This is a genomic window from Streptococcus oralis (assembly GCF_001578945.1).
GTDB classification, from domain to species: Bacteria; Bacillota; Bacilli; order Lactobacillales; family Streptococcaceae; genus Streptococcus; species Streptococcus oralis_Q.
In genome coordinates this window covers 120500-147450 of record NZ_KQ969553.1, presented here as the reverse complement: position 1 = coordinate 147450, position 26951 = coordinate 120500, and the positions used below count along the sequence as shown (strand labels likewise).

Annotated in this window: 19 protein-coding genes, 1 pseudogene and 1 CRISPR repeat array; of the genes and pseudogenes, 8 read left to right on the top strand and 12 right to left on the bottom strand. The window is 41.1% G+C overall.

Features of this window, described 5'->3' with window-relative positions:
- Positions 1-57: 57 nt before the first annotated feature.
- From SORDD16_RS07870 to SORDD16_RS07845, 6 genes and pseudogenes are all read right to left on the bottom strand, one after another.
- Positions 58-490, bottom strand: a pseudogene (locus SORDD16_RS07870) (cytidine deaminase family protein).
- Positions 491-502: 12 nt separating this feature from the next.
- Positions 503-1963 carry a glutamate--tRNA ligase gene (gene gltX / locus SORDD16_RS07865; protein ID WP_061453019.1) on the bottom strand — a complete coding sequence of 487 codons (1461 nt, stop codon included), beginning with the start codon at positions 1961-1963 and terminating at the stop codon, positions 503-505.
- 127 nt (positions 1964-2090) lie between these two features.
- Positions 2091-3440: a glucose-6-phosphate isomerase gene (locus SORDD16_RS07860; RefSeq protein ID WP_061453018.1), complete on the bottom strand. Its 1350-nt coding sequence runs from the start codon at positions 3438-3440 to the stop codon at positions 2091-2093.
- Between the two features lie 167 nt (positions 3441-3607).
- A complete protein-coding gene (locus SORDD16_RS07855) occupies positions 3608-4297 on the bottom strand; it encodes a gamma-glutamyl-gamma-aminobutyrate hydrolase family protein (RefSeq protein WP_061453017.1) in 690 nt (229 codons plus the stop codon).
- A 139-nt stretch (positions 4298-4436) separates the two neighbouring features.
- The gene (locus tag SORDD16_RS07850) at positions 4437-6203 is read right to left on the bottom strand and encodes an ABC transporter ATP-binding protein (RefSeq protein ID WP_061453016.1); all 1767 of its coding nucleotides are present in this window, start codon (positions 6201-6203) and stop codon (positions 4437-4439) included.
- Between the two features lies 1 nt (position 6204).
- Positions 6205-7911: an ABC transporter ATP-binding protein gene (locus SORDD16_RS07845; RefSeq protein ID WP_061453015.1), complete on the bottom strand. Its 1707-nt coding sequence runs from the start codon at positions 7909-7911 to the stop codon at positions 6205-6207.
- 203 nt (positions 7912-8114) lie between these two features.
- On the opposite strand from SORDD16_RS07845, the gene SORDD16_RS07840 reads away from it, so the two are divergent.
- From SORDD16_RS07840 to csn2, 6 genes are all read left to right on the top strand, one after another.
- Positions 8115-9131 (top strand): NAD(P)H-dependent glycerol-3-phosphate dehydrogenase, encoded by a 1017-nt coding sequence (locus SORDD16_RS07840; protein ID WP_061453014.1) that lies wholly within the window; start codon positions 8115-8117, stop codon positions 9129-9131.
- Between the two features lie 21 nt (positions 9132-9152).
- Complete coding sequence (gene galU / locus SORDD16_RS07835) at positions 9153-10052, top strand: UTP--glucose-1-phosphate uridylyltransferase GalU (protein ID WP_061453013.1); 900 nt, start codon at positions 9153-9155, stop codon at positions 10050-10052.
- Positions 10053-10425: 373 nt separating this feature from the next.
- Positions 10426-14688: a type II CRISPR RNA-guided endonuclease Cas9 gene (cas9, locus tag SORDD16_RS07830; protein WP_061453012.1), complete on the top strand. Its 4263-nt coding sequence runs from the start codon at positions 10426-10428 to the stop codon at positions 14686-14688.
- The gene (cas1, locus tag SORDD16_RS07825; RefSeq protein WP_061453011.1) at positions 14688-15554 is read left to right on the top strand and encodes a type II CRISPR-associated endonuclease Cas1; all 867 of its coding nucleotides are present in this window, start codon (positions 14688-14690) and stop codon (positions 15552-15554) included. The genes cas9 and cas1 overlap by 1 nt, the downstream gene beginning before the upstream one ends.
- Positions 15551-15895: a CRISPR-associated endonuclease Cas2 gene (gene cas2 / locus SORDD16_RS07820; protein ID WP_061453010.1), complete on the top strand. Its 345-nt coding sequence runs from the start codon at positions 15551-15553 to the stop codon at positions 15893-15895. The genes cas1 and cas2 overlap by 4 nt, the downstream gene beginning before the upstream one ends.
- Positions 15885-16547, top strand: coding sequence for a type II-A CRISPR-associated protein Csn2 (gene csn2, locus SORDD16_RS07815; RefSeq protein WP_061453009.1), 663 nt, complete (start codon positions 15885-15887; stop codon positions 16545-16547). The genes cas2 and csn2 overlap by 11 nt, the downstream gene beginning before the upstream one ends.
- A 90-nt stretch (positions 16548-16637) precedes the next feature.
- A CRISPR array of direct repeats spans positions 16638-17926; the repeat unit is 36 nt; unit sequence GTTTTAGAGCTGTGTTGTTTCGAATGGTTCCAAAAC.
- A 40-nt stretch (positions 17927-17966) separates the two neighbouring features.
- Here the strand turns inward: csn2 and SORDD16_RS07810 are convergent.
- The 6 genes from SORDD16_RS07810 to pbp1b form a co-directional block, all read right to left on the bottom strand.
- On the bottom strand, positions 17967-18647 hold the full coding sequence (locus tag SORDD16_RS07810; protein ID WP_061453008.1) for a rhomboid family intramembrane serine protease: 681 nt from the start codon (positions 18645-18647) through the stop codon (positions 17967-17969).
- Complete coding sequence (locus SORDD16_RS07805; protein ID WP_061453007.1) at positions 18631-19170, bottom strand: 5-formyltetrahydrofolate cyclo-ligase; 540 nt, start codon at positions 19168-19170, stop codon at positions 18631-18633. The genes SORDD16_RS07810 and SORDD16_RS07805 overlap by 17 nt, the downstream gene beginning before the upstream one ends.
- A gap of 11 nt (positions 19171-19181) precedes the next feature.
- Entirely contained in the window at positions 19182-20312 is a 1131-nt protein-coding gene (locus SORDD16_RS07800) for an N-acetyldiaminopimelate deacetylase (protein WP_061453006.1), read from the bottom strand.
- A gap of 66 nt (positions 20313-20378) precedes the next feature.
- A complete protein-coding gene (gene dapD, locus SORDD16_RS07795; protein WP_061453005.1) occupies positions 20379-21077 on the bottom strand; it encodes a 2,3,4,5-tetrahydropyridine-2,6-dicarboxylate N-acetyltransferase in 699 nt (232 codons plus the stop codon).
- 85 nt (positions 21078-21162) lie between these two features.
- Positions 21163-22071 (bottom strand): DMT family transporter, encoded by a 909-nt coding sequence (locus SORDD16_RS07790; protein WP_061453004.1) that lies wholly within the window; start codon positions 22069-22071, stop codon positions 21163-21165.
- An 80-nt stretch (positions 22072-22151) separates the two neighbouring features.
- On the bottom strand, positions 22152-24614 hold the full coding sequence (gene pbp1b, locus SORDD16_RS07785) for a penicillin-binding protein PBP1B (RefSeq protein ID WP_061453003.1): 2463 nt from the start codon (positions 24612-24614) through the stop codon (positions 22152-22154).
- A 140-nt stretch (positions 24615-24754) separates the two neighbouring features.
- Between pbp1b and tyrS the strand changes: the two genes are divergently transcribed.
- Entirely contained in the window at positions 24755-26011 is a 1257-nt protein-coding gene (gene tyrS / locus SORDD16_RS07780; protein ID WP_061453002.1) for a tyrosine--tRNA ligase, read from the top strand.
- Positions 26012-26063: 52 nt separating this feature from the next.
- Positions 26064-26912, top strand: a complete 849-nt coding sequence (locus SORDD16_RS07775; RefSeq protein WP_061453001.1) for a putative RNA methyltransferase — start codon at positions 26064-26066, stop codon at positions 26910-26912.
- Positions 26913-26951: the final 39 nt, after the last annotated feature.

Genomic DNA, 26951 nt, shown 5'->3' with positions numbered 1-26951 from the left:
GACTATTTTCGAAATTTCAGGAAGACAGCGGAAAAGAGCCAGTTAAACTGACTCCCTCTATTTATCTTGCCAATTAGTCGCACGTTCCTCTCCCCACCGGTAAGGGGTCAACTCGACAACTTTGATTGTTTTTCTTGTTTCGTAGTCCATCATGAACTCTGCTTCTTTATTTTCAGCATTCAATTCTAAGAGAAATTCTCTGCAAGCACCACAGGGCATACCTGATCCTTCACCGTAGGGAGGTTTATCTCGAAAGGCGAGGATTTTCTTAACTTTAGTTTGTCCTGAAAATTGATACATATTGAAGAGAGCTGCTCGTTCTGCACAGAGATGAAAAACGCCACAAGTGTCCTCCAGACAAAATCCTGTGAAGATCTAACCATGTTGTTTCTACTGCAGCAACAACATGGTTAGCATAAACAAAGTCAGAAACTTCATGGGGATTGAATAAGATTCGTGCTTCTTCATACATCTTTTCCCATGTATCCATAGGAAGTCCTTTTTATTTGGAAATCTCTTTCAGCATGTTTTCAATATGCTGGATTGACTTTTCACGTCCGAGTAAGAAAATGGTGTCTGGCAATTCTGGTCCATGCATTTCACCTGATACAGCAATACGAATCGGCATGAAGAGGTTTTTCCCTTTAATACCTGTTTCTTTTTGGACTGCTTTGATTTGTGGGAAGATGTTTTCTGTCACAAATTCTTCATCTGTCATTGCTTCTAGTTTCGCTTTGAAGGTTTCTAGAACAACCGGAACGGTTTCTCCTGCCATGACCTCGCGCTCAGCGTCTGTTAACTCTGGGAAATCTGAGAAGAAAAGGTCTGTCAGTGGAACAATCTCGTCTACTGATTTCATTTGTGGCTTGTAGAGTTCTACCATTTTTTCAGACTTGTCAGTCAAACGCCCTACTTCTTCCAGGAATGGTTTTGCCATTTCAAAGATAGTGGCAAGTTCTGCTCTCTTTATGTAGTCGTTGCTCATCCAGTCTAGTTTCTTCTGGTCGAAGGCTGCTGGAGACTTGCTGAGGCGGTTTTCATCAAAGAGTTTAATCAATTCCTCACGTGAGAAAATTTCATCTTCGCCACCTGGGTTCCAACCGAGAAGAGCAATAAAGTTAAAGACTGCTTCTGGTAAATAACCTTTTTTACGGTAGTCTTCGATAAACTGAAGGGTATTGGTGTCGCGTTTAGACAATTTTTTACCCGTTTCAGAGTTGATGATCAAAGTCATGTGACCGAACTCTGGCGCTTCCCAACCAAGAGCCTCATAAACCATAAGCTGTTTTGGGGTGTTGGCAATATGGTCATCACCGCGGATAACATGAGAAATCTGCATATCGTGGTCATCAATAACAACGGCAAAGTTGTAAGTCGGGTATCCATCTTTCTTTTGAATCACCCAGTCACCACCGATATTGCCACCTTCAAACTCGATATCACCTTTGACCATATCGTGCCATTTGTAGATACCAGACTCATTAACAGCCAAACGAACGGTTGGAATAATACCAGCTGCTTCACGTTCTGCGATGTAAGTTGCTTTTTCCTCTTCGCTCATACCAAGGTATTCGTTGATATAGCGAGGTGTTTCGCCAGCTGCTTCTTGACGTTCGCGCTCAGCCGCCAACTCTTCTTCTGTAACGTATGATTTGTAGGCTTTTCCTTCGGCTAGCAATTGATCGATGTATTTTTGATAGAGTTCCAAACGCTCTGATTGGCGGTAGTTTTCATGAGTTTCTGGACTTTCATCCCAGTCCATTCCTAACCAACGAAGATTTTCAAGCTGTGAACGTTCACCATCCTCAACATGGCGTTTACGGTCAGTATCTTCGATACGAATGATAAAAGTTCCACCATGATGGCGTGCGTAAAGGTAGTTAAACAATGCTGTACGGGCATTTCCGATGTGTAGTAGTCCTGTTGGACTTGGTGCGTAGCGTACGCGGATATCTTTTGACATAGTTTCTCCTATAAAGTCTCTAGGCGTCTGCCTTTTTGCTTTCTATATTATATCACAAGTCTCGCCTGAGTCCAACGTCTACGAATAAAGAGAGTAAAAAGAGTGGGCAAACCACTCTTTTCTTCTATTATAGACGTGCGTTAAGCTCTTTGCTCAATTCTTCAAATCCTGGTTTTCCAAGAAGAGCAAACATATTACGTTTGTAGGCTTCAACACCTGGTTGGTCAAACGGGTTGATGGCATTCAAGTAACCTGAAAGGGCGATGGCCAATTCGAAGAAGTAGATAGTGTAGCCAAGAGTGAAAGCGTCTTGCTCAGGAAGAGTCACATACATGTTCGGTACATCACCATCAGTGTGGGCAAGAAGAACACCGTCAGTGGCTTTTTTGTTTACAAAGTCAACGTCTTTTCCTTGAAGGTAACCAAGTCCGTCAAGGTCTTCTTCCAAAGTAGGAATGATCACGTTCTTACGTGGTTTGTCAACACGAACAACTGTTTCAAAGAGGATACGAGCACCTTCTTGGATAAATTGACCCAATGAGTGCAAGTCAGTTGAGAAGTTTGCTGAAGTTGGGTAGATCCCTTTTTGGTCTTTCCCTTCTGACTCACCAGCCAATTGTTTCCACCATTCTGAGAAGTATTGAAGTGATGGCTCGTAGTTTACCAAGATTTCAGTAGCGTAGCCTTTGCGGTAAAGGATGTTACGAACGGCTGCATACTGGTAAGCTTCATTTTCTGAAAGTTTATCTGAAGTGTAATCTTTACGAGCTGCGTTAGCACCTTCCATAAGGGCTTTGATGTCTGCACCTGAAGCTGCGATTGGAAGCAATCCAACTGCTGTCAGTACTGAGAAGCGTCCACCGATGTCATCTGGAACCACAAATGTTTCCCAACCGTTAGCATCTGCTTCAACCTTAACAGCACCTTTTTGGCGGTCAGTTGTTGCATAGATACGTTTGTTAGCTTCTTCTTGACCGTATTTCTTAACCAAGAGTTCTTTGAAGACACGGAAAGCAATCGCTGGTTCAGTTGTTGTCCCTGATTTAGAAATCACGTTTACGGAGAAGTCTTTATCAGCTACATACTCTACCAAGTCAGCAAGATAAGTAGATGAGATTGAGTTTCCTGCATAAAGGATTTGTGGAGCCTTGCGTTCTTCTTTTGTTTGCAAGTTAGCAAAATGGTGATTCAAGAAGTCGATGGCTGCTTTAGCACCAAGGTAAGATCCACCGATACCAATCACGACCAAGACAGCGCTATCTGATTTGATTTGCTCAGCAGCTTTCAAGATGCGGTCAAATTCTTCGCGGTCATAATTTTCAGGAAGGTCCAACCAACCCAAAAAGTCGCTACCAGCACCAGTTCCTTTACGGATCAATTCGTCTGCTGCAGTTACTTGTGCTTGCATGTATTCCACTTCATGTGGGGCAACAAATTTATCTAAAACTTTTGAATAATCAAATTTAATATGTGACATGATAATCCTCCAAAATTTCTTCTTTTCTATCATAACGCTTACCTTCGATTTTTTCAAGTTTTTTATTGAATTCGCCCAATTTTTATCAGAACTCAAACGTTTGCGTAAATTTGCTAAAATACAAAAAATCTGAAAGAACGAATAAAAACGGCTAGAGCCTCTAACCGTTACAATTCATTTAATAAATACTCAAATAGTTCTAAATTGCCGTCTTCTTCATTGACCAGAAACTCTGGATGCCACTGCAAACCGATAATACGATGCTCATCGACAGACTCAATCGCTTCGATGGTCTGATCTCGAGGATCCACGGCTGTCACACGGAAATTAGGTGCCAGATCTTTGATACTTTGACGATGGACTGAGTTGACCTGACTTTCTTTTCCAAACAACTTAGCCACCACGCTTTCTTCTACTGTCTCGATAGAATGAGATGTTCCAAAAGGCAAGCCTTGCCAGTGACCTTCAATTTCTTGGTGGAGAGTGCCACCAAAAGCAACATTGACCAGCTGAACCCCACGGCAGATTGCCAAAATGGGCTTATTCTGATGAAGTGCTTCTCTCAATAGAGCTAGTTCAAACTCATCACGAACAAGGTTGTAATCATCGCTCTCAATGGTTTTTTTCTCCCCATAAAATTGGGGATGGACATTTTGCCCACCTGTCAAGATGAGTTTGTCAATCATTTCTACATAATCGCGCACAATGGACTCATCCCCTACAGGAATCACTAAAGGGAGACCTCCGACTTGACGAATGCTCTCTGCAAATTTACAGGATACAGATGAGTGAATGTTTTTCCCTTCTGCATCTACAGGACATAGATTTGCAGCAACTCCTACAACCGTTCTAGCCATGATGTGTCTCCTTTCGATTTTCTTGCGACAGTCTTATCTTATCACTCAAAGTGACTTTCGTCTAATATGTTTTTTTTAAGGCTGTGATAAAAATTTTTTATGGACAAGAAAAAGGTGCCCACATAGGACAACTTTTTTCTTATTCAAAAACAAACTGATTGTGATAGAGTTCTGAGTAGAAGCCGCCAAGCTTGAGCAACTCGTGATGATTTCCACGTTCAATGACCTCTCCATCTTTGAGGACAATAATCTGATCGGCATTGAGGATGGTCTTGAGACGATGGGCAATGACAAAACTGGTTCTTCCTGTTACAACCGCCTCCATGGCATGCTGAATCTTGCTTTCTGTCACCGTATCTACGTTTGAAGTTGCTTCATCTAGAATGAGCACTTCTGGATCTGTCATCAGAGTTCGAGCGATGGAAATCAATTGCTTTTGTCCAGTTGAAAAGATGCTCTGGTCATCATCGATAAGGGTATCATACTTATCAGGCAAGCTTTCGATGTAGTCATGAATATGAGTTGCCTTGGCAGCTGCTTCAACCATTTCCTGACTGGCATCTGGCACACCGAAGCGGATATTGTCCCGAATCGTTCCACTAAACAAGACCGAATCCTGCAAGACAATCCCGACCTTGCTCCGCAAGCTATCCAAGTCGTAGTCACGAATGTCTTTTCCATCAAAGGAAATGCTACCTGCATCCACATCGTAGAAACGATTGATAAGGTTCATGATGGTCGTTTTCCCTGAACCAGTTGGACCGACAACTGCTATCATCTGCCCCTTAGGAGCTGAAATGCTAACATCTTTTAAAATCGGCTTGTCTGGCACATAAGAGAAATCAATGTGACTGATTTCAACGCCTTCTCGTAATTCCGTGAAGGCCGGAGCCTTTTCAGGTCGGATTTCTTCCTCTGCATCGAACATTTCTTGGATACGATCCGCTCCAGTAAAGGCCAACTGAAGGCTTCCCCAACTAGCCGCAACTTGAATAATAGGCTGGTAGTATTGCTGAGAAAATTGGGTAAACATAACAATTAAACCTAAGGCTGTCGTTGTCTCGATACTTGGATCGTTCAGCAAGACCGCAGAACCTGCAAAAATGACGATGGCTGTGTTGACCAAACTCATCCCATTCATAACTGGAAAGAGGATACCGGAGAACATTCTTCCTTTAAAAGTTGCCTTGCGCACGCGCTCATTTCGCTCCACAAAGCCTGCTACGATGTCGTCTTGAATCCCTTGTACGATAACAGCTTTCTGACCTGAAATACTCTCGTCCATATAGGCGTTGAGTTTCCCTACCTCTTTTTGCTGGAGATTAGTGTACTTGCGAGCCATTTTCACGATGAAGATCAACATGAGAAAGGCCACTGGGGTGCTGGCTACCGTTATCAGGGCTAGCGTCACATTTTTTGAAAACATGACAAAAATCAAACCGATGTAAAGAGCAATATTGCTCATAACTTGAACTAGACTTTCATTGAAGGCTTGAAGGATGTTATCCAAGTCACTAGTGAAGCGAGAAAGGATGTCACCATCCTGGTGGCGGTCAAAGAAAGAAACCGTCAAACGTGAAAGTTTGCCAAAGAGGCCTTTACGCATCTCATTTGTCGACTCAGCAATCACACGGGTCATCAAGGTCATGTAAATCAAACTTGATACCACTAAGGCGAGGACAACCAGAGCTAGATTCAGCATCAGAGCTGACAAACTTTGCAAGGCTAGTTCGGAAGTTCCGTTTTGATAAGCCAGAACCAGATTAGCGAGCTCCGTCACTGCTTGACCTGAAAAAACAGGAAAGAGAGCTTGGGCAATCGTCGCAACTGCAACCATCAGAATCACAATGACAAAGGAGAACTTGTAAACTTTAAAATAATTCCAGAAAAATCGAACGGTTTTCATTTTATTCCTCCTTTCCCTTTTGTGTTTCGTAGATTTCGCGGTAGACGGCATTGTTAGCTACCAAATCTGCATGCCGTCCTTCTCCAATCAAGCGTCCTTGGTCCAAGACCAAAATCTTGTCTGCATGGACGACTGAACTGATCTTTTGAGCGATGATAATCGTGGTCGTCCCTTTCAGGTCTTTGTTCAAAGCTTCCTGTACGAGTCTTTCTGACTTGGCATCCAAGGCCGAAGTCGAATCGTCAAAAATCAGGATACGGGGATTGCTGACAATCCCACGGGCAATCGACATCCGTTGCTTTTGTCCACCAGAAAAGTTGGTGCCACGTTCTTCGACCTGACTCTCAAATTTGTTTTCCATGCGTCCGATAAATTCGCTGGCTTGAGCAATCCGTGCTGCACGTTCCATTTCTGACACGCTGGCATTTCCTTTTCCTTGACGAAGATTATCTGCAATGGTTCCGCTAAAGAGAATAGCACGTTGCAAGACAATGGAAACTGTTTTACGCAAGGTTCCTTCACTCACTTCTCGAATATCCTTGCCTCCGATTTTGATAGCCCCTTCCTGCGGGTCAAAGAGACGTGGAATCAATTGAGCCAAGGTTGACTTTCCTGCACCAGTCGCTCCAACTACTCCAACCATCTGACCTGGTGCAACTTCAAAACTTACATTCTTAAGCATGGGCTCTTCATCGGTAGGATAAGTGAAGGTCACATTTTCAAAAGAGAGACTTCCTTCTAACTCTTCATCTGGGAGATCTTTAAAGGTCATCGCTGGCTCGGTATCTAGAACCTCACGAATACGCATCATCGAAATCATAGCCCGACTAACAGAATTTCCTAAAAATCCAACCATAACGATTGTAAAGATAATCTGACTGAGATAGTTGACAAAAGAGGCAATAGAACCAACAACTGACGGATCCGACTGAGTCATCCCCGCAACCAACCAGATAGAGAGGAAAACCGCTCCGTACCCAATGAGCATCATAAAAGGTTCAACTACTGAAAAAGCATAGCCAATATAAATATTTTGCACCAAAAGTTCATCTGAAACTTCTGTAAACTTGTCAAATTGCTCTTTTTCCTGCACAAAGGATTTGACCACACGTATCCCACGTAGATTTTCCTTGGCGATGGCATTAATCCGTTCAAGAAGGGTTTGAAACTTGGCGAAGCGCGGCCCCATCATACCCATCATGGTACCTGTAAGCAAAAAGATCAGCACTACCATAAGGACGATCACCCACCAAAGCGAAGGAAGGGTGCGGACCGCCAGAATAAAGGAACCAATAAAGAGCAAAGGGAGACGAAAAAGAATTTGGAAAACCATCATCACCATGTTCTGAATCTGGTTGACGTCATTGGTCATGCGGACAACCAGATTCCCAGCATTAAGCTGCTCGATATTGGCATAAGAAAAAGTTTGGATCTTGCGAAAAGCATCTTCCCGAAGATCAGAAGACACTCCTTGAGCGATATAGGCTGCAAGAACAACGTTGACACCACCTGCAACGAGACCAATCAAAGCCACTCCAATCAACCAAGCTCCGATACTATAGATTGCATCTTGGTCTCCTGCAAGTAGGGCGTCTAATACTTCCTGTAGATAGCGAGGTTGCAAGAGCGAACTTGCCACCATCAGACCTGTCATACAGAGTGATGCTAAAGCCTGCCATTTATAGGCTTTAATTTTTTTAATCAGCATACTTCCTCCTAATCATATAGACAAAAGGGAGTGACGAAATCCGTCAGCTCCTCTCATTCTTTCATGTTGATGCTATTCTAGCAAAAAAGAGGAATCTTGTCAAAGAGGTATTTTATCCTAAATTCCTATCTTTGCCTATAAGTAGGTGCATGAAAAGGCTTTTTATGATAAAATGAAAGGAGAACTCTTGCAAGGAGGAAAAGATGAAGAAACAAACCATCGCTGTCTTGGGTCCTGGTTCTTGGGGAACTGCCCTTTCGCAGGTTCTAAACGACAATGGACACGAGGTTCGGATTTGGGGAAATATTCCTGACCAAATCGATGAAATCAATAGCCAGCATACAAACAAACGCTACTTCAAAGATATCCTACTCGACGAAAAGATCAAAGCCTATCATGACTTAGAAGAAACACTAAAAGATGTGGATGCTGTTTTATTTGTAGTCCCAACAAAAGTAACGAGACTGGTTGCCCAACAAGTAGCAAAGGTACTCGATCACAAAGTTGTCATCATGCATGCCTCCAAAGGATTGGAACCAGATAGCCACAAACGTCTATCAACTATTCTTGAAGAGGAAATTCCAGCTGACCTTCGTAGTGAAGTCGTTGTTGTTTCAGGACCTAGCCACGCTGAGGAAACTATTGTACGGGATATTACCTTGATCACTGCGGCATCCAAAGACCTTGAAACTGCCCAGTACGTTCAAAATCTCTTTAGCAATCACTACTTCCGCCTCTATACCAATACAGATGTTATCGGGGTTGAAACCGCTGGTGCTCTTAAAAACATCATTGCAGTTGGTGCAGGTGCATTACATGGCCTAGGATTTGGCGACAATGCCAAGGCAGCTATCATAGCACGTGGCTTGGCAGAAATCACCCGTCTAGGGGTCGCTCTTGGAGCTAATCCTCTGACTTATAGCGGTCTTTCTGGAGTTGGCGATTTGATTGTAACAGGGACATCTGTCCACTCTCGTAACTGGAGGGCAGGTGATGCCCTTGGTCGTGGAGAATCCCTCGCAGACATCGAAGCCAACATGGGTATGGTCATCGAAGGCATTTCAACGACTCGAGCAGCTTACGAACTAGCTCAGGAATTGGGTGTCTACATGCCAATCACGCAAGCTATTTACCGAGTCATTTATGAAGGTGTCAATATCAAAGAAGCAATCAACGACATCATGAGTAATGAATTTAAAGCAGAAAACGAATGGTCTTAGACCTTTATAGAAAGGAACATTATGAAACAAAAAGTCAGAAAAGCAGTCATCCCTGCCGCTGGATTAGGAACTCGTTTCCTCCCAGCAACTAAGGCCTTGGCCAAGGAAATGTTACCAATCGTAGACAAACCTACTATCCAGTTTATCGTTGAAGAAGCTCTCAAGTCTGGAATCGAAGATATCTTGGTTGTTACTGGTAAGTCAAAACGTTCCATTGAGGATCACTTTGACTCAAACTTCGAATTAGAATACAACCTCAAAGAAAAAGGAAAAACCGATCTTTTAAAACTAGTTGATGAGACAACTGGCATGCGCCTGCATTTTATCCGCCAAACTCATCCACGTGGCCTCGGAGACGCTGTCTTGCAAGCCAAGGCTTTCGTCGGAAATGAACCTTTTGTCGTGATGCTTGGGGATGACTTGATGGATATCACGAACGACAAGGCTGTTCCGCTCACCAAACAACTGATGGATGACTACGAGCACACTCACGCTTCAACTATCGCTGTCATGCCCGTCCCACAAAATGAAGTCTCTGCCTACGGGGTCATTGCTCCACAAGGCGAAGGAAAAGACGGTCTTTACAGCGTTGAAACCTTCGTTGAAAAACCAGCCCCAGAGGACGCACCTAGTGATCTCGCTATTATCGGACGCTACCTCCTCACGCCTGAGATTTTCCAAATTCTGGAACACCAAAAACCAGGTGCTGGAAATGAAATCCAGTTGACGGATGCGATTGACACCCTCAATAAAACACAACGTGTATTTGCTCGTGAGTTCAAGGGTGCCCGTTACGATGTCGGAGACAAGTTTGGCTTTATGAAAACGTCAATTGACTACGCTCTTAAACACCCACAAGTCAAAGATGACTTGAAAGACTACCTCATCCAAATAGGAAAAGAGTTGGCTGAGGGGAAATAGAAGAGCAGTCCATATAACAAAGAAGAACTAGGATAGTTAATTATCCCAGTTCTTTTTATTTTGTATTGCTATCATTCCGAACATATATACTCTCAAAAGGAAATCGTATTTCTCGGTTAATCCACTTACAAGCTCCATCGAATTGATCTCGAATTCTATGAAAGCGCTACACAAATATTTGTTTTTTTATAAAAATAGGAGTACAATGAGTTAGTATAATAAAATAAAAAGCACCGAATCGGTGCGCATTACTGATTATGGATAACCATATTTTAACTCAAAAGAAAAATCTTTTGGCTGTGTTGTCTCGAATAGTTCCAACACAGTTATTATACAAAAAATAAAAACAAAAATCAAGACAAGGAGTAGTTTTATGGCGAAATTTAATAAGAATTATTCAATCGGCTTGGATATAGGTGTATCATCAGTTGGCTATGCTGTTGTAACTGATGATTATCGAGTACCTGCTTTTAAATTTAAAGTTTTAGGAAATACAGAAAAAGAAAAAATAAAGAAAAATTTAATCGGATCTACCACCTTTGTGCCTGCTCAATCAGCTCAAGGAACTCGGGTATTTCGTGTTAATCGCCGTAGGATTGATAGAAGAAATCATAGAATTGCGTATTTACGAGATATTTTTCAAAAAGAGATTGAAAAAGTAGATAAAAATTTTTATCGTAGATTAGACGAAAGTTTTAGGGTGCTTGGTGATAAAAGTGAGGAACTACAGATCAAACAGCCATTTTTTGGTGATAAAGAACTAGAGACTGCCTATCACAAGAAATACCCTACGATTTACCATTTACGAAAACACTTAGCTGATGCAGATAAAAACTCTCCTGTAGCCGATATTCGTGAAGTTTACATGGCCATATCACATATTTTAAAGTATAGGGGACATTTTTTAACGTTAGATAGGATTAATCCTAATAATATCAATATGCAAAACTCTTGGATTGATTTCATTGAATCTTGTCAAGAAGTTTTCGATTTGGAAATCTCTGATGAATCTAAAACTATAGTAGCTATATTTAAATCCAGTGATAACAGACAAGAAAAAGTTAAAAAAATACTATCCTATTTTCAACAAGAGCTTCTTAAAAAAGACAAAAGTATTTTCAAACAACTATTACAGCTATTATTTGGTTTAAAAACGAAATTTAAAGATTGTTTTGAATTAGAAGAAGAACCAGATCTTAATTTCTCTAAAGAAAACTATGATGAAAATCTAGAAAATTTTCTTGGCTCATTAGAAGAAGACTTTTCCGATGTATTTGCCAAACTAAAAGTTTTACGTGATACTATACTTCTATCTGGTATGCTAACATACACTGGAACAACTCGTGCTCGCTTCTCTGCTACTATGGTCGAGCGATACGAGGAACACCGTAAAGATTTACAACGTTTCAAATCTTTTGTTAAACAAAATCTATCTGAACAGGATTACTTAGATATTTTTGGCAGAAAAACACCAAATGGATTTGATGTAGATAAAGAAACAAAGGGATATGTTGGATACATATCTAATAAGATGGTATTAACTAATCCACAGAAACAAAAAACAATACAACAAAATTTTTATGACTATATTAGTGGGAAAATAACTGGTATTGAAGGGGCAGAATATTTTCTTAATAAAATATCAGACGGAACCTTTTTAAGAAAACTCCGTACAACTGATAATGGAGCTGTTCCTAATCAAATTCACGCTTATGAACTAGAAAAAATTATAGACAGGCAAGGGGAGGATTATCCTTTTCTGCTAGAAAACAAAGATAAATTACTATCTATCTTGACATTTAAAATCCCTTATTATGTTGGTCCTCTGTCAAAAGGAAATAATAGTAGATTTGGTTGGATTAAACGAACGATTAGCCAAGATATTTTAGATGATAATGATGAAGATACTAGAAATGGGAAAATACGTCCTTGGAACTATCAAAAACTGATAAATATGGATGAAACTAGAGATGCATTCATCACCAATCTAATAGGAAATGATATTATTCTCTTAAATGAAAAAGTTTTACCAAAACGTAGTTTGATCTATGAAGAAGTCATGCTCCAAAATGAACTAACTCGGGTTAAGTACAAAGATAAATATGGGAAGACTCACTTTTTCGATTCAGAGCTCCGACAAGAAATAATCAATAACTTATTTAAAACGAATAATAAACGTGTTAGTTCTGCAATGCTCCTTGATTACTTGGAGAATTACACAAATTTACAAGCGGTTGAAATTGTTTCGGGAATTGAAAAAGGCAAATCCCTTAATTCTACTTTGAAAACATATAATGATTTAAAAACTATTTTTTCAGAAGAATTACTCGATTCTGAAATCTATCAAAAAGAGTTAGAAGAGATTGTCAAAGTTATTACTGTTTTTGATGATAAAAAATCTATTAAAAATTACCTTATAAAATATTTTGGACATCTTGAATTTTTAAATGAAGAGAGAATTAATCAACTCTCAAAATTACGCTATACTGGCTGGGGACGTTATTCAGCTAAGTTATTATTAGACATTCGCGACGAGGATACAGGTTTTAATTTAATGCAGTTCCTTCGAAACGATGATGAAAATCGTAATTTATCTCAGCTCATATCTGATAGCACTTTATCCTTTGATTCTGCTATCAAATCCATTCAATCTAAATCAACTGTTGAAGATGATGTATTTGACGAAATTAAAAAATTAGCTGGTAGTCCAGCTATCAAACGAGGAATTTTAAATAGTATTAAAATTGTTGATGAACTGGTTCAAATTATAGGATATCCACCCCAAAATATCGTTATTGAAATGGCTCGTGAAAATATGACTACCGAAGAGGGACAAAAAAAGGCAAAAACTCGTAAAACTAAATTAGAATCTGCACTAAAAAATATTGAAAATAGTGTATTAGAAAATGGGAAGGTTCCTCATTCAGACGAACAACTACAATCTGAGAAATTATATTTATATTATCTTCAAAATGGAAAGGACATGTATTCCCTAGATAAAACCGGAAGCCCTACCCCCTTATACCGAGACCAGCTTGATCAATACGAAGTCGATCATATTATCCCCTATAGTTTTTTACCAATTGATTCGATTGATAATAAAGTATTAACGCATAGGGAAAACAATCAACGAAAGTTGAATAATATACCAGACAAAGAGACGGTTGCTAATATGAAACCTTTCTGGGAGAAATTATATAATGCCAAGTTAATTTCTCAAACGAAATATCAAAGATTAACTACTAGCGAACGAACTCCTGATGGTGTTCTGACCGAGAGCATGAAAGCTGGCTTTATTGAACGTCAATTAGTCGAAACACGACAAATTATAAAACACGTTGCTCGCATACTAGATAATCGTTTTTTAGACACCAAAATCATTGCTTTAAAATCTCAACTAATTACCAATTTTAGAAATACCTTTCATATTGCAAAAATACGTGAGTTGAATGATTATCACCATGCTCATGATGCTTATCTAGCCGTTGTTGTAGGACAAACTCTTCTTAAAGCCTATCCAAAATTAGCTCCTGAATTGATATATGGCCACCATGCTCACTTTAATCGACATGAAGAGAATAAAGCAACGATAAGAAAGCATCTCTATTCTAATATCATGAGATTCTTTAATAATCCAGATTCTAAAGTTAGTAAAGACATTTGGGATTGTAATAGGGATTTGCCAATCATAAAAGAGGTCATCTACAACTCTCAAGTCAACTTTGTCAAACGTACAATGATTAAAAAAGGAGCATTTTATAATCAAAATCCTGTTGGAAAATTTAATAAACAAATTGCTGCCAATAATCGCTATCCACTAAAAACAAAAGTTTCATCTTTAGATACTTCCATATATGGAGGTTATGGGCCAATGAATTCTGCCTTATCTATTATCATAATTGCAGAACGATTTAATGAAAAGAAAGGTAAAATAGAAACTGTAAAAGAATTCCATGACATTTTTATCATAGATTATAAAAAATTTAATAATAATCCATTTCAATTCTTAAATGATACTTCAGAAAACGGTTTTCTTAAAAAGAATAATATAAATCGTGTTCTAGCCTTCTATGGAGTTCCAAAATATTCACTAATGCAGAAAAATGATGGAACAAGGATGCTATTTGAAAGCAAGTCAAACCTTCATAAAGCTACCCAATTTAAATTAACAAAAACTCAGAATGAATTGTTTTTCCATATGAGACGACTTTTGACTAAATCAAATTTGATGGATTTAAAATCTGAAAGTGCAATAAAAGAAAGCCAAAATTTCATACTCAAACACAAGGAAGAATTTGATAATATTTCGAACCAGTTATCGGCTTTCTCACAAAAAATGTTGGGCGACACTACATCGTTAAGAAATCTTATAAAAGGATATAACGAGAGAAAGATTAAAGAAATTGATAGTAGCGAGGAAGTCATCAAATATTTTTATGATAATTTCATTAAAATGTTTAGCTTTGTCAAAAGTGGTGCTCCAAAAGGCATCAATGATTTCTTTAATAATAAGTATACCGTTGCAAGAATGCGTCCTAAACCAGACAAGAAATTCCTCAACGCCACCCTCATCCACCAATCCATCACTGGTCTCTACGAGACTCGGATTGATTTAAGCAAACTTGGAGAAGACTAATGGGATGGAGAACCGTTGTTGTCAATACACACTCTAAGCTTTCCTACAAGAACAACCACTTGATCTTTAAAGATGCCTCTCGGACAGAGTTGATTCACCTGTCCGAGGTCGACATCCTGCTTTTGGAGACGACGGATATCGTTCTCTCTACTATGCTGATAAAACGCTTGGTGGATGAAAATATTCTGGTCATCTTTTGTGATGATAAACGCTTGCCAACGGCATACTTAATGCCCTACTACGGTCGGCACGATTCCAGTCTGCAACTCTCTCGGCAAATCACATGGAATGAGGAGGCTAAAGCTCAAGTTTGGACAACCATCATTGCACAAAAAATTCTCAATCAGGCTTTTTATCTGGGGAGTTGTGGTTTTCTAGAAAAATCTCAGTCTGTCATCGATCTCTATCACGGTTTGGATTTGTTTGATCCTAGTAACCGCGAAGGACACGCAGCTCGGATTTATTTTAATACCTTGTTTGGAAATGATTTTAGTCGTGAGCAAGATAGTGATGTCAACGCCGCCTTGGATTATGGATATACCTTGATTTTGAGTATGTTTGCGCGTGAGATTGTGCTATCTGGCTGTATGACTCAGTTTGGCTTGAAGCATGCTAATCAGTTTAATCAATTCAACCTAGCTAGCGATATTATGGAACCTTTTCGTCCGATTATTGACCGAATCGTCTATGAAAATCGAAACAGTTCTTTTGTCAAAATCAAACGAGAACTGTTCACTATTTTCTCAGATACCTTCCACTACAATGGCAAAGATATGTACCTGTCCAATATCGTCAGTGACTATACTAAGAAAGTCATTCAAGCTCTTAATCAACCAGAGAAAGGAGTTCCTGAGTTTAGGATATGAGTTATCGATATATGCGTATGATTTTAATGTTTGATATGCCTGTTGATACAGCCGAGGAACGCAAGGCCTATCGGAAATTTCGGAAGTTCCTCATAGATGAGGGATTTATCATGCACCAATTCTCCATCTATAGCAAACTCTTACTCAACAACTCTGCGAATAATGCCATGATTGAGCGACTCAAGACTCACAATCCTAAAAAAGGAAGCATTACTCTCTTAACCGTCACGGAAAAGCAATTTTCTCGCATGATTTACTTAAATGGTGAGCGAAACACCAGCGTAGCAAACTCCGACGCTCGTTTGGTCTTTCTGGGAGAGGAGCCTAGTGATGAAGATTAACTTTCCGCTATTGGATGAACCATTAGCTATTGAAAATGCAACCTTTTTAGTGCTGGAAGACCAGTTTACCTTTTCGACTATCGTCAAGCAGTTCTACCAGTACACTGATGATGGAGAATTAAAGTTATTTGATAGAAATCTAAAAGCTCTGAAAGAGTCCGAGTTACTAGTGATAACGGATGTCTTAGGATACAATCTCAACTCACCCGCCATGCTCAAGCTGATACATGCAGATTTAGAAAGTCAACTCAATGACAAACCGGAAGTCAAGTCCATGATTGAAAAGTTGGTAGCTACGATTACAGAATTGCTGGCATTTGAGTGCTTGGAAAACGAATTGGACTTGGAGTACGACGAAATCACCATTTTAGAGTTGATCGATGCGCTAGGGGTCAAAGTGGAAACTCTGAGCGATACACCTTTCGAAAAGATGCTAGAAATTGTCCAAGTTTTTAAATATCTTTCCAAAAAGAAACTCCTTGTCTTCATCAATGCAACCGCCTATCTATCAAAGGATGAGTTAGTAAATCTGATAGAGTATATCCAACTCAATCAACTAAGAGTCTTATTTGTTGAACCTCGAAAAGTTTATGATTTTCCGCAGTATGTGCTGGATCAAGACTATTTCTTGAATCCTGAAAATATGGTATAATAAGAGTAATAATTGGGATCTGACGAACTGAAGTCTGGCTGAGACGAATGGCGCGATTACGAAATTTCGTGAGAAAAATTTTTCTACGAGGTTTTAGAGCTGTGTTGTTTCGAATGGTTCCAAAACTGGATTTTGTTCACAACCGTAAAAAGGTTAGTTTTAGAGCTGTGTTGTTTCGAATGGTTCCAAAACGTATGTTCTGAAATATGGGGCAGATATTGAGTTTTAGAGCTGTGTTGTTTCGAATGGTTCCAAAACGTTCTAACTTAATTGCGACAGCACAGGTTAGTTTTAGAGCTGTGTTGTTTCGAATGGTTCCAAAACCGTTTTTTGAATTCGGCCTTTAACTAATATGTTTTAGAGCTGTGTTGTTTCGAATGGTTCCAAAACTAGCTGAGAAGCCTGTCACGTTCTCCATGTGTTTTAGAGCTGTGTTGTTTCGAATGGTTCCAAAACTCCAGTTGTCAAGCGTATCAGCGCTAGCCTGTTTTAGAGCTGTGTTGTTTCGAATGGTTCCAAAACATTTGCCTCGTCCAATGGATTAATTTTTCTGTTTTAGAGCTGTGTTGTTTCGAATGGTTCCAAAACCTAATATGCGTTTTTGTCCAAGTTTAGTTTGTTTTAGAGCTGTGTTGTTTCGAATGGTTCCAAAACATGAAGTTTCAACTGATAAACCTGTTGCTGGTTTTAGAGCTGTGTTGTTTCGAATGGTTCCAAAACAGAGTATGGTTTTAACTTTACCAATCCGTCGTTTTAGAGCTGTGTTGTTTCGAATGGTTCCAAAACAGGAAACGATTGACAAAATCTTTGAAGACAGTTTTAGAGCTGTGTTGTTTCGAATGGTTCCAAAACGGGCAACTTTTGGTGGCGGATAGTTTTACGGTTTTAGAGCTGTGTTGTTTCGAATGGTTCCAAAACATGTGAGCACTTGATATGCTTGAGGTTCGGTTTTAGAGCTGTGTTGTTTCGAATGGTTCCAAAACTCCGTCCTTTTGGTCGGTCTCGTATTACCAGTTTTAGAGCTGTGTTGTTTCGAATGGTTCCAAAACTTGACTATTTTGATTTCTTTTAGAATTGAAGTTTTAGAGCTGTGTTGTTTCGAATGGTTCCAAAACTGCTGAATGTGCGTCCTAACAAGAATGAGTGTTTTAGAGCTGTGTTGTTTCGAATGGTTCCAAAACTGATTGAGCGGATGTTAGCAGCTGAGGGCAGTTTTAGAGCTGTGTTGTTTCGAATGGTTCCAAAACGTTAGCAATTTCTGCGATACGCTCAGCATTGTTTTAGAGCTGTGTTGTTTCGAATGGTTCCAAAACGAATCAATCAAGGAGGCAGCCTCAACCGCTGTTTTAGAGCTGTGTTGTTTCGAATGGTTCCAAAAAAAGCTACTCATTTTTTGAGTAGCTTTTTAACTATTCCCCCCTACACATAGCTCATTCCCTTATAGCAAAGGAAAATGGCTAGTGCGATAAAAAGTACAGTTGCTCCGATTCGCTGGTTAGTACTGTACATCCTTCTCTCCCATTTAACTGGAAAGATGACTGCTAGAAAGGCACCTCCTACTGCTCCTCCGATATGCCCAGCTAGGCTGATTCCTGGAATCAGAATACTTCCAATGATATTGATCACGAAAAGCGTCAGGTAGGACTGCCCCAACTGCTGGATATAGGGGCTGCGAGTCGCATAGCGCAAAACGATAATCGCAGCAAATAATCCATAGAGAGAAGTGGAGGCACCTGCTGCTAGGACTTTCGGTGTGAAAGCAAAAACAAAGAGATTACCCATCATTCCTGATAAGAGATAGAGAAAGAAAAACTGCTTAGAGCCGAAAATCTCCTCCACCTGTTGTCCAAGAAAGTAGAGCGAAATCATATTGACAATGAAATGCTCCCATCCGATATGCACAAAGATAGCCGAAAAAAGGCGCCAAATCTGCTCTGGGAACAGGCGAATGATCGGTCCATACATAGCTCCAAACTGAAACAGAGTTTTGACTTGATCAAAGTTGATACCCGTAGTAATCAGCATCAGTAGAAATACAAAGCCAGTCACTAGGAGAAAAAAACTAGTCACAGAGTAGCGTTTATCAAAGATTTCCTTCATAAATTAGCACCTCCTGGACGGGAATATCATGGTCTTCCGATTTAAATTCCTGAACTTGACAAGGATAGATTGTACTTAGGCTATGCCCAGCAAAACGTTCCAGATAGCGGTCGTAGTAGCCTCCACCATATCCAATCCGATAGCCCTCTTTCGTAAAAGCTAGCCCTGGAACATGAATTAAATCAATCTGAGACGGATCCACCACTTCCAAGTCTCCTTGCGGTTCTAGTAAACCAAAGGAAGTTTTTGCCAACTGCTTCGGATCATATACCACAAATTCCATGCGCCCCTTGGGATAGGTTTTGGGTATCAGAACCTTTTTGCCGTCCTTCAGCGCCCGCTCGATCAGTTCTTGCGTTTGAAATTCATGAGGGAAGGAGAGATAGGTTGCGATGACCTTAGCTTCTTGGTAAAAGGGATGTTGTAAGAAACGCTTGGTTAAAGCTCGATCCATAGCCTGTTTTTGCTCCTGAGATAGAGCCTTCATTTCTTGCAAAATTTTCTTGCGTAGTTCTGCTTTCATAGACAATTCCTCTACTCTGCTGCCTTCTTTTTCAAGAAACTAGAGACCGCATCTACCCCAATGGCTATGGCTTCTTCCTTAGGACTCATCTGAGGGTGATGAAGGGCGTAGGGACTATCGATACCTAGCCAGAACATAACGCCATCTACCTTCGAAAGGAGGTAACCAAAGTCCTCACCAGTCATAGCAGGCTCGATATCAATCAACTCGATTCCGTCTTTCTCTTCAAAAAAGTCCATCAGTTTACGCGCCAAGGCTGGATTGTTCTCAACGGGCAGGTATCCACCTTGTTTGAGTTCCACTTCGACTTCCATATCAAAGGCAGCTGCAACCCCTTCTGCGACTGTCTTAACTCTTTTTTGTACCAAGAGACTCATGTCCTGAGTCAAGGCGCGAATGGTTCCGTGTAAAAATGCTGTGTCTGTGATGACATTGTTGGTTGTTCCAGCTTGGAAAAGGCCAAAGGTCACCACTGCTCCCTCAATTGGATTGACATTGCGGCTGACCACTGACTGCACTTGGGTCACAAAGTAACTAGCCGCCACCAAGGCGTCATTGGCTTCATGCGGAAAAGCTGCGTGTCCGCCTTTTCCTTTGAAACGAATCTTAACTTCGCAAGTCCCAGCAAAAAGCGTGTGGGTATTGGTGGCAATCTGGCCGACCTTCAAATCTGGGCGAACATGGAGGCCATAAAATTGGTCTGGTAACCAGTCCCCAAAAGCACCGTCCTCATACATGAGCATACCACCAGCTTCATTCTCCTCAGCAGGCTGAAATAGGAAGAGCAAATTATTCTTGGGTTGCTCCTCAAGGGCGCGTTCGAGACAGCCTAAGGCAATGGTCATATGAAAATCATGACCACAAGCATGCATGCGATCTTGGTGTTGAGAGGCGAAAGGAAGTCCTGTTTGTTCGACGATAGGCAGTCCGTCAATATCTGTCCGCCAACCAATGGTTCGTTCCGGCTGACTTCCCTGCAGGCAGACCAAAATACCTGTCCGCCAAGTACGAACCTGAACAAAATCCTTGCCCGTAGTCAATTTCTCAATCACATCCAGCAAATAAGCCTGAGTCTTGAACTCCTCCAAGCCAATCTCTGGAATCTGGTGTAAATCTCGTCTAGTCTGAATCAAATCTAACATCTATCTATCCTCCGATATAGCAGAAAGAGGCTGGAGAAGGGTTCCGCCTCTATTTTTCTTTTACCATTACAAGGTACGAAGCGCATCCTCTAGCGCTGTTTTTTGTTGGGTTTGGGCATCAATCTCTTTGATGATGCGAGCCGGAACACCTGCTACCACAACATTTTCTGGGACATCTTGGGTAACGATAGCTCCTGCAGCGACAACTGAACCACTACCGATTTGGACTCCTTCAATAACCACTACATTGGCACCAATAAGAACATTGTCTCCGACACGGACTGGTTCAGCACTAGCTGGCTCAATCACACCTGCCAAAACTGCACCTGCACCAACATGGCTGTTTTTTCCAACAATAGCGCGACCACCAAGGATAGCACCCATGTCAATCATGGTGCCTGCACCAATTTCAGCACCAATATTGATAACGGCTCCCATCATGATAACAGCATTGTCACCAATTTCAACTTGGTCACGGATAATAGCACCTGGTTCGATACGAGCGTTGATAGCACGTTTATCTAGCAAAGGAACTGCCGAATTACGAGCATCTTGCTCGACAACATAGTCTTGATTCTCCACCAAACCATCGAGAAGCGGAGCGACGTCCTTCCAGTCTCCAAATAGAACATTCCCTAGTTTGACAACAGAGCTAGGCACAGCTGTCGCAAGTTGCCCCTCAAAGGTTACTTTAACACAGGTTTTCTTTTCAGCATTGGCAATAAATTGGATAATTTCTTGGGCGTTCATTTTTGTAGCAGTCATAGACACCTCCTGATTCGTTATAATGATACCTATTCTACCAAAAAAGGCTCCAAATTTGAAGCCTTAAACACTTGAACAGAATATTTTACCTTTCCTTCGTTTCCTCAATTGATAAGAAAACCATCGGAACGATAATCAAGATCATAGCCAAAGCCAGAAAACCATCCAAAACCATGCCTAAAAATAACACACTCAGCAATGCAGAAGACAAAGGTTCGCTGGCACTCACAACTGACACAACTAACGGTGAGACGAGTAGCACAGCCTTCATCGAAAGAAAAAAGGCAAAAGCCGTTCCAAACACAGCAATCGTCAGACAAATCAGCACACTTACCAGATCCACTTGAAAACTTATCCGATAAATAGGGTAAAGGAAATTACTAAAGAGCCCTGCCAGAATCATCCCCCAACCAACAGTCGGAACGAAACCGTAGCGCCGTGCAAAGCGTTGGGGAAGGATAACATTAAACATAACCCCTACTGCACTGAGCAAACCTGTCACTAGAGCCAAAGGTGTCATGGACAACTGGGACAAATCTCCTTTTGTAGCCATCAAAAAAACACCTAGCATGGCAATCAAAACATAGAGAATGGCTGTGATAGAAGCCTTCTTTTGATAGACGATACGATTATAAAACAAGATAAAAACTGGACTGATAAATTGCAAAATCGTTGCTGTCGTCGCATTGGAATATTCAACACAGAGATAAAAGAAAAACTGCACAGAAAAAATACCTAGAATAGCATAGGCTAAAAAAGGCAGATAATTTTTCTTGTCCCGCCAGATATCCAATAACTGGGTGCGTAACTGAAAGGCTGATAAAACTAAAACCAAACTCCCTGCCACTAGCAAGCGCATGGAAGTGATCCATCCAGACGACACCTGATAATGGGCGAAAAAATATTCTCCCAAAATACCACAAATTCCCCAAATCAGACCTGACAACAGTGAATATAGAGTTCCCTTAAAAATCTTCTTTTGATACTTATTCATTCTCCTATTGTAACACGAAATGAAAAAAGAAAAAAGTAGCATGAAAAATATTATTGAATGAATCATGCTACTTTTTTATTCTAGCGATTTGATTGATTTGAGCGAGTTGATGAACTTGTTCCAGAACTGCTACTTGAACTTGGGAGAGTTGGAGTCGGGAGACTCGGTAAACTTCCTAAAATGCTCTTCCAAGCATTTTGATAATCTGCATCGCTTCCTCCAATAGCAAAGCGGTAAGTAGTTGCCGGCGCCCCTTCTTTAGTGCCCCAATAGCTTGTCACTGTAGAACCGGAAACGGTGACTTCTTTACCATTGATTGAAACCTTGCCTGGTTTCTCCCCTGTCGACTTGAGGACTTGCGATTTGGTCACACTTGAATCTAGACTAAAGCGCTCATTCCCCCATATTCCAGGTTCAGCTTGCTGGATAGCATTGACCAAGTGGGCCATATAGTTGGCATTGCGGTAGTGACCTGCTCCTTTAGCTAGTGGTCGGTTATCATCGTGACCTAACCAGCCACCCAAAGTCAAGCGAGGCGTAGAAAGCATGAGCCACATATTTTCATCTTCATTGGTCGTACCAGTTTTTCCGATCCAGTCAGCACGAGCAAGACCGGGATTGATAGAAGCCAAGTCGGTCTGGAAACTTGAGGTAATCCGAGATGAGATAACATCCCGAAGGAGACTTTGCATAATGGTTGCTGTCGCTTTTGAATAAACTTGGATAGGCTCATCCTTGTGCTCGTATACCACTCGACCATCCGTTGACTCGATCTTCGCGATCATATGTTTCTTATGGTAAACTCCGTTGTTGGCCAGAGTTTGATACCCATTGGTATGCTGGGCAACTGTAACCTCAATCCCCCCACCCATCGGCAGACTTTCAATACCATATTCTGGGATTTCGTAACCCATTTTTTCCATATAGCCTTTGACATCAACACCCTTCTCTCGAAGCGTACGATAAGTCCAGTAGGCTGGGATATTCCATGAGTAGTTAAGGGCTTCTCCCAATGTCATCATACCTGTACCAGGACTATTGACATACATGATGGGATTTCCGTTTGAGAAGTTGGTAGGATAGTTTGATAAGATACTTGCACTTCCCATCAAACCTTGGTCAATCGCGATACCATAGGCCAATATAGGCTTCGTGGTTGAAGCTGGAGAACGCTTGGTATCGATAGCGTGATTGTTCTGATTTTCTTGGTAATTACGGCCACCAACAAATCCAAGGATAGCTCCCGTTTGGTTGTCCATGAGGACATTCCCCACCTCAGGCTGGCCTGTCGAATCATCTAGCAGATAGCCGTAGGTCGCAACCGCATTTTGCATCGCAGCATGAACATTTTTATTGATAGTTGTCGTAATCTTATATCCACCATTTTCAATTTCCTTAGTGGCTAAATCACGATAGGATTTCTGAATGGACTCATTCTTTAATTCTTGCGCAGAAACATTATCTCGTTGGACGAGGTAGTCGTACATGCGATCAGTAGCTTCTGCCAAGGTTGCAAAGTAGAGATAGTCACGCGAAGTACCGCTGACACTACCAGATGGTAAGAAATCTTTCGTAAAATCATAATTCTTGTACTTGTCGTAATCTTCCTGACTTAGAACCCCTGTCCGGTACATATTGTAGAGGACATCCTTGGCACGCTTAATCCCCAAAGCCATATCCTCATCACTCTTCATACTACCATCAGATTCATAAGGGGAATAACTAATCGGACTCTGTGGCAAGCCTGCGATAAAGGCAGCTTGAGGGACCGTTAAGTCCGAAGCTTTGACTCCAAAAATTCCTTCTGCAGCCTGCTGGGCACCTGCAATATTTTGACCTTTGTGATTGCGACCAAAAGGAGCAATGTTGAGGTAGGTTGTTAAAATCTCATCCTTACCCATAACCCGCTCTAAAGCTAGAGCATCAATAATCTCTTTAGCCTTACGAGCTAGAGTTGGAGCATCCCCTACCACTTGCTGCTTGATGACTTGCTGGGTCAAGGTCGAACCACCACTAGACGAGCCTAGGCCGACAAAAGTTCCCAAGGTCGCACGAATAACAGCCTTAGGCACAACTCCTTTGTGCTCAGTAAAATGCTCGTCCTCTGTCGCAACAATAGCTTTCTTAAGGTTGTCTGAGATAGCATCTGAAGCTACTGATGTACGCAGTAAATCCCCCTCAATCGAAGAAATAGTGCTACCATCAGAATAAGTGATCTCTGAGATGGAGGCAATATCTTTAACTTGCTTGACCAACTCTTCTGCTTGAGGGACTTGAGCCTTGTCAAATAGAGCGACTCCATAACCCATAGCTACCCCAGCTCCAAAAAGGCCACCGATAAAACCTAGGATAAAGAGGATGTTGAAAACTACTTTAAAGCCACTCAAAACCTTAGCCAAAATAGACCCAACCCTTCTGACTTTGTCAGAAGAAGCCACTTTCTTATCGATCTTTTTACTTGCTTTTTTTTTCTTCCATTTGACAGATAGTTGCTGGAAAAATGGCAGCATTTTTGTTTTTACTTCATTGTTTCTTTTTTTCATGAATGTCCTCGCTTTCTCTATTATACCATAAAAGGGAAACTTTCAATAAAATAGCCACTTTCTTCCCTATTCTACTAGGCTATTGCCCAAGTTTGTGATACAATAGGTAGAAACAATATTTTATAAAGGAGAAAAGACACATGCACATTTTTGATGAGCTAAAAGAGCGTGGTTTGATTTTTCAAACGACTGATGAAGAAACTTTGCGTAAAGCCCTAGAAGAAGGTCAAGTTTCGTATTATACTGGCTACGATCCAACTGCTGACAGCCTTCACCTCGGTCACCTTGTCGCTATCTTGACAAGTCGTCGCTTGCAACTAGCAGGTCACAAACCTTATGCGCTCGTTGGCGGTGCTACAGGTCTCATCGGAGATCCGTCCTTCAAAGATGCTGAGCGTAGTCTCCAAACAAAAGACACAGTAGATGGCTGGGTCAAGTCTATCCAAGGACAACTTTCTCGCTTTCTTGATTTTGAAAATGGGGAAAATAAAGCTGTCATGGTCAACAACTACGACTGGTTTGGCAGCATCAGCTTCATTGACTTCCTCCGTGATGTCGGAAAATACTTCACTGTCAACTACATGATGAGTAAGGAGTCAGTGAAGAAACGGATTGAAACAGGGATTTCTTACACTGAGTTCGCTTACCAAATCATGCAAGGATATGACTTCTACGTCCTCAACCAAGAGCACAACGTAACACTACAAATCGGTGGTTCTGACCAATGGGGAAATATGACAGCTGGCACTGAATTGCTTCGTCGTAAGGCTGATAAGACTGGTCATGTAATCACTGTTCCACTCATTACAGATGCAACTGGTAAGAAATTTGGTAAATCTGAAGGAAATGCTGTCTGGCTCAACCCTGAAAAGACTTCTCCATACGAAATGTACCAATTCTGGATGAACGTGATGGATGCTGACGCCGTTCGCTTCTTGAAGATCTTTACCTTCTTGTCACTTGATGAGATTGAAGACATCCGTAAACAGTTTGAAACAGCCCCACATGAACGCTTAGCTCAAAAAGTCTTGGCTCGTGAAGTTGTCACACTTGTTCACGGTGAAGAAGCCTACAAGGAAGCCCTTAACATCACAGAGCAACTCTTTGCAGGGAACATCAAAAACCTTTCTGTCAAAGAGCTCAAACAAGGACTTAGTGGAGTGCCAAACTACCAAGTACAAGCAGACGAAAACCACAATATCGTGGAACTCCTCGTGTCATCTGGTGTGGTCAACTCAAAACGCCAAGCCCGTGAAGACGTCCAAAACGGAGCTATCTACGTCAACGGCGACCGTATCCAAGACCTTGACTATGTCTTGACTGACGCAGATAAGTTAGAAAACGAACTAACTGTTATCCGTCGCGGGAAGAAAAAATACTTCGTTCTAACATACTAAAAAACAAACTGGATGCATTGCCATCCAGTTCTTTTTTTGCTAGACTAAAACTATGAATACAAACCTCAAACCCAAACTCCAGCGCTTTGCTTCTGCTAGCGCCTTTGCCTGCCCTATCTGCCAAGAAAACCTGACCTTGGTAGAGTCTAGCCTCAAGTGTAGTAACCGCCATTCTTTTGACTTGGCAAAATTCGGCTATGTCAATTTGGCACCTCAAATCAAGCATTCTGCCAACTACGACAAGGAAAACTTCCAAAACCGACAACAAATCCTAGAAGCAGGCTTTTACCAAGCTATTTTAGATGCTGTATCTAACTTGCTTGCAAACTCAAAAACTGCCACAACAATCTTGGATATTGGCTGTGGTGAAGGCTTTTATTCTCGAAAACTCCAGGAAAGTCACCCTGACAAAACCTTCTATGCTTTTGACATTTCCAAAGATTCCGTTCAAATCGCTGCTAAAAGCGAACCCAACTGGGCGGTCAACTGGTTTGTTGGGGACTTAGCTCGTCTTCCTATAACAGACGCCAGCATGGATATTCTGCTTGATATCTTTTCGCCTGCAAATTATGGAGAATTTCGTCGCGTTTTATCCAAAGACGGTATTTTGATCAAGGTTATCCCAACTGAAAATCACCTCATAGAAATCCGTCAAATGGTGCAGAGCCAGCTGACAAAGAAGGACTATTCCAATCAAGATATCAAGGAACATTTCCAGGAACATTTCAGCATCCAATCTCGTCAGATTGCTTCCTTAACAAAACCTATCTCGGCTGAGCAACGCCAAGCTCTGCTTGCCATGACACCCTTACTCTTTCACGTTGATCAAACCAATATTGACTGGAGTCAACTGATAGAGATTACCATTGAGGCAGAGATTTTGGTTGGGAAAGCACTATAAATAAAACTTTCAGATAAGAAAAAAACCCGCACCTTGGCA

Bases quoted from the DNA above. Each gene is read 5' to 3' on its own strand.
- SORDD16_RS07840 (WP_061453014.1), top strand. From the start codon at position 8,115: ATGAAGAAACAAACCATCGCTGTCTTGGGTCCTGGTTCTTGGGGAACT.
- cas2 (WP_061453010.1), top strand. From the start codon at position 15,551: ATGAGTTATCGATATATGCGTATGATTTTAATGTTTGATATGCCTGTT.
- SORDD16_RS07810 (WP_061453008.1), bottom strand. From the start codon at position 18,647: ATGAAGGAAATCTTTGATAAACGCTACTCTGTGACTAGTTTTTTTCTC.
- SORDD16_RS07800 (WP_061453006.1), bottom strand. From the start codon at position 20,312: ATGTTAGATTTGATTCAGACTAGACGAGATTTACACCAGATTCCAGAG.
- gltX (WP_061453019.1), bottom strand. From the start codon at position 1,963: ATGTCAAAAGATATCCGCGTACGCTACGCACCAAGTCCAACAGGACTA.
- SORDD16_RS07845 (WP_061453015.1), bottom strand. From the start codon at position 7,911: ATGCTGATTAAAAAAATTAAAGCCTATAAATGGCAGGCTTTAGCATCA.
- SORDD16_RS07860 (WP_061453018.1), bottom strand. From the start codon at position 3,440: ATGTCACATATTAAATTTGATTATTCAAAAGTTTTAGATAAATTTGTT.
- csn2 (WP_061453009.1), top strand. From the start codon at position 15,885: ATGAAGATTAACTTTCCGCTATTGGATGAACCATTAGCTATTGAAAAT.
- SORDD16_RS07855 (WP_061453017.1), bottom strand. From the start codon at position 4,297: ATGGCTAGAACGGTTGTAGGAGTTGCTGCAAATCTATGTCCTGTAGAT.
- SORDD16_RS07790 (WP_061453004.1), bottom strand. From the start codon at position 22,071: ATGAATAAGTATCAAAAGAAGATTTTTAAGGGAACTCTATATTCACTG.
- tyrS (WP_061453002.1), top strand. From the start codon at position 24,755: ATGCACATTTTTGATGAGCTAAAAGAGCGTGGTTTGATTTTTCAAACG.
- cas1 (WP_061453011.1), top strand. From the start codon at position 14,688: ATGGGATGGAGAACCGTTGTTGTCAATACACACTCTAAGCTTTCCTAC.
- cas9 (WP_061453012.1), top strand. From the start codon at position 10,426: ATGGCGAAATTTAATAAGAATTATTCAATCGGCTTGGATATAGGTGTA.
- SORDD16_RS07805 (WP_061453007.1), bottom strand. From the start codon at position 19,170: ATGAAAGCAGAACTACGCAAGAAAATTTTGCAAGAAATGAAGGCTCTA.
- pbp1b (WP_061453003.1), bottom strand. From the start codon at position 24,614: ATGAAAAAAAGAAACAATGAAGTAAAAACAAAAATGCTGCCATTTTTC.
- SORDD16_RS07850 (WP_061453016.1), bottom strand. From the start codon at position 6,203: ATGAAAACCGTTCGATTTTTCTGGAATTATTTTAAAGTTTACAAGTTC.
- SORDD16_RS07775 (WP_061453001.1), top strand. From the start codon at position 26,064: ATGAATACAAACCTCAAACCCAAACTCCAGCGCTTTGCTTCTGCTAGC.
- galU (WP_061453013.1), top strand. From the start codon at position 9,153: ATGAAACAAAAAGTCAGAAAAGCAGTCATCCCTGCCGCTGGATTAGGA.
- dapD (WP_061453005.1), bottom strand. From the start codon at position 21,077: ATGACTGCTACAAAAATGAACGCCCAAGAAATTATCCAATTTATTGCC.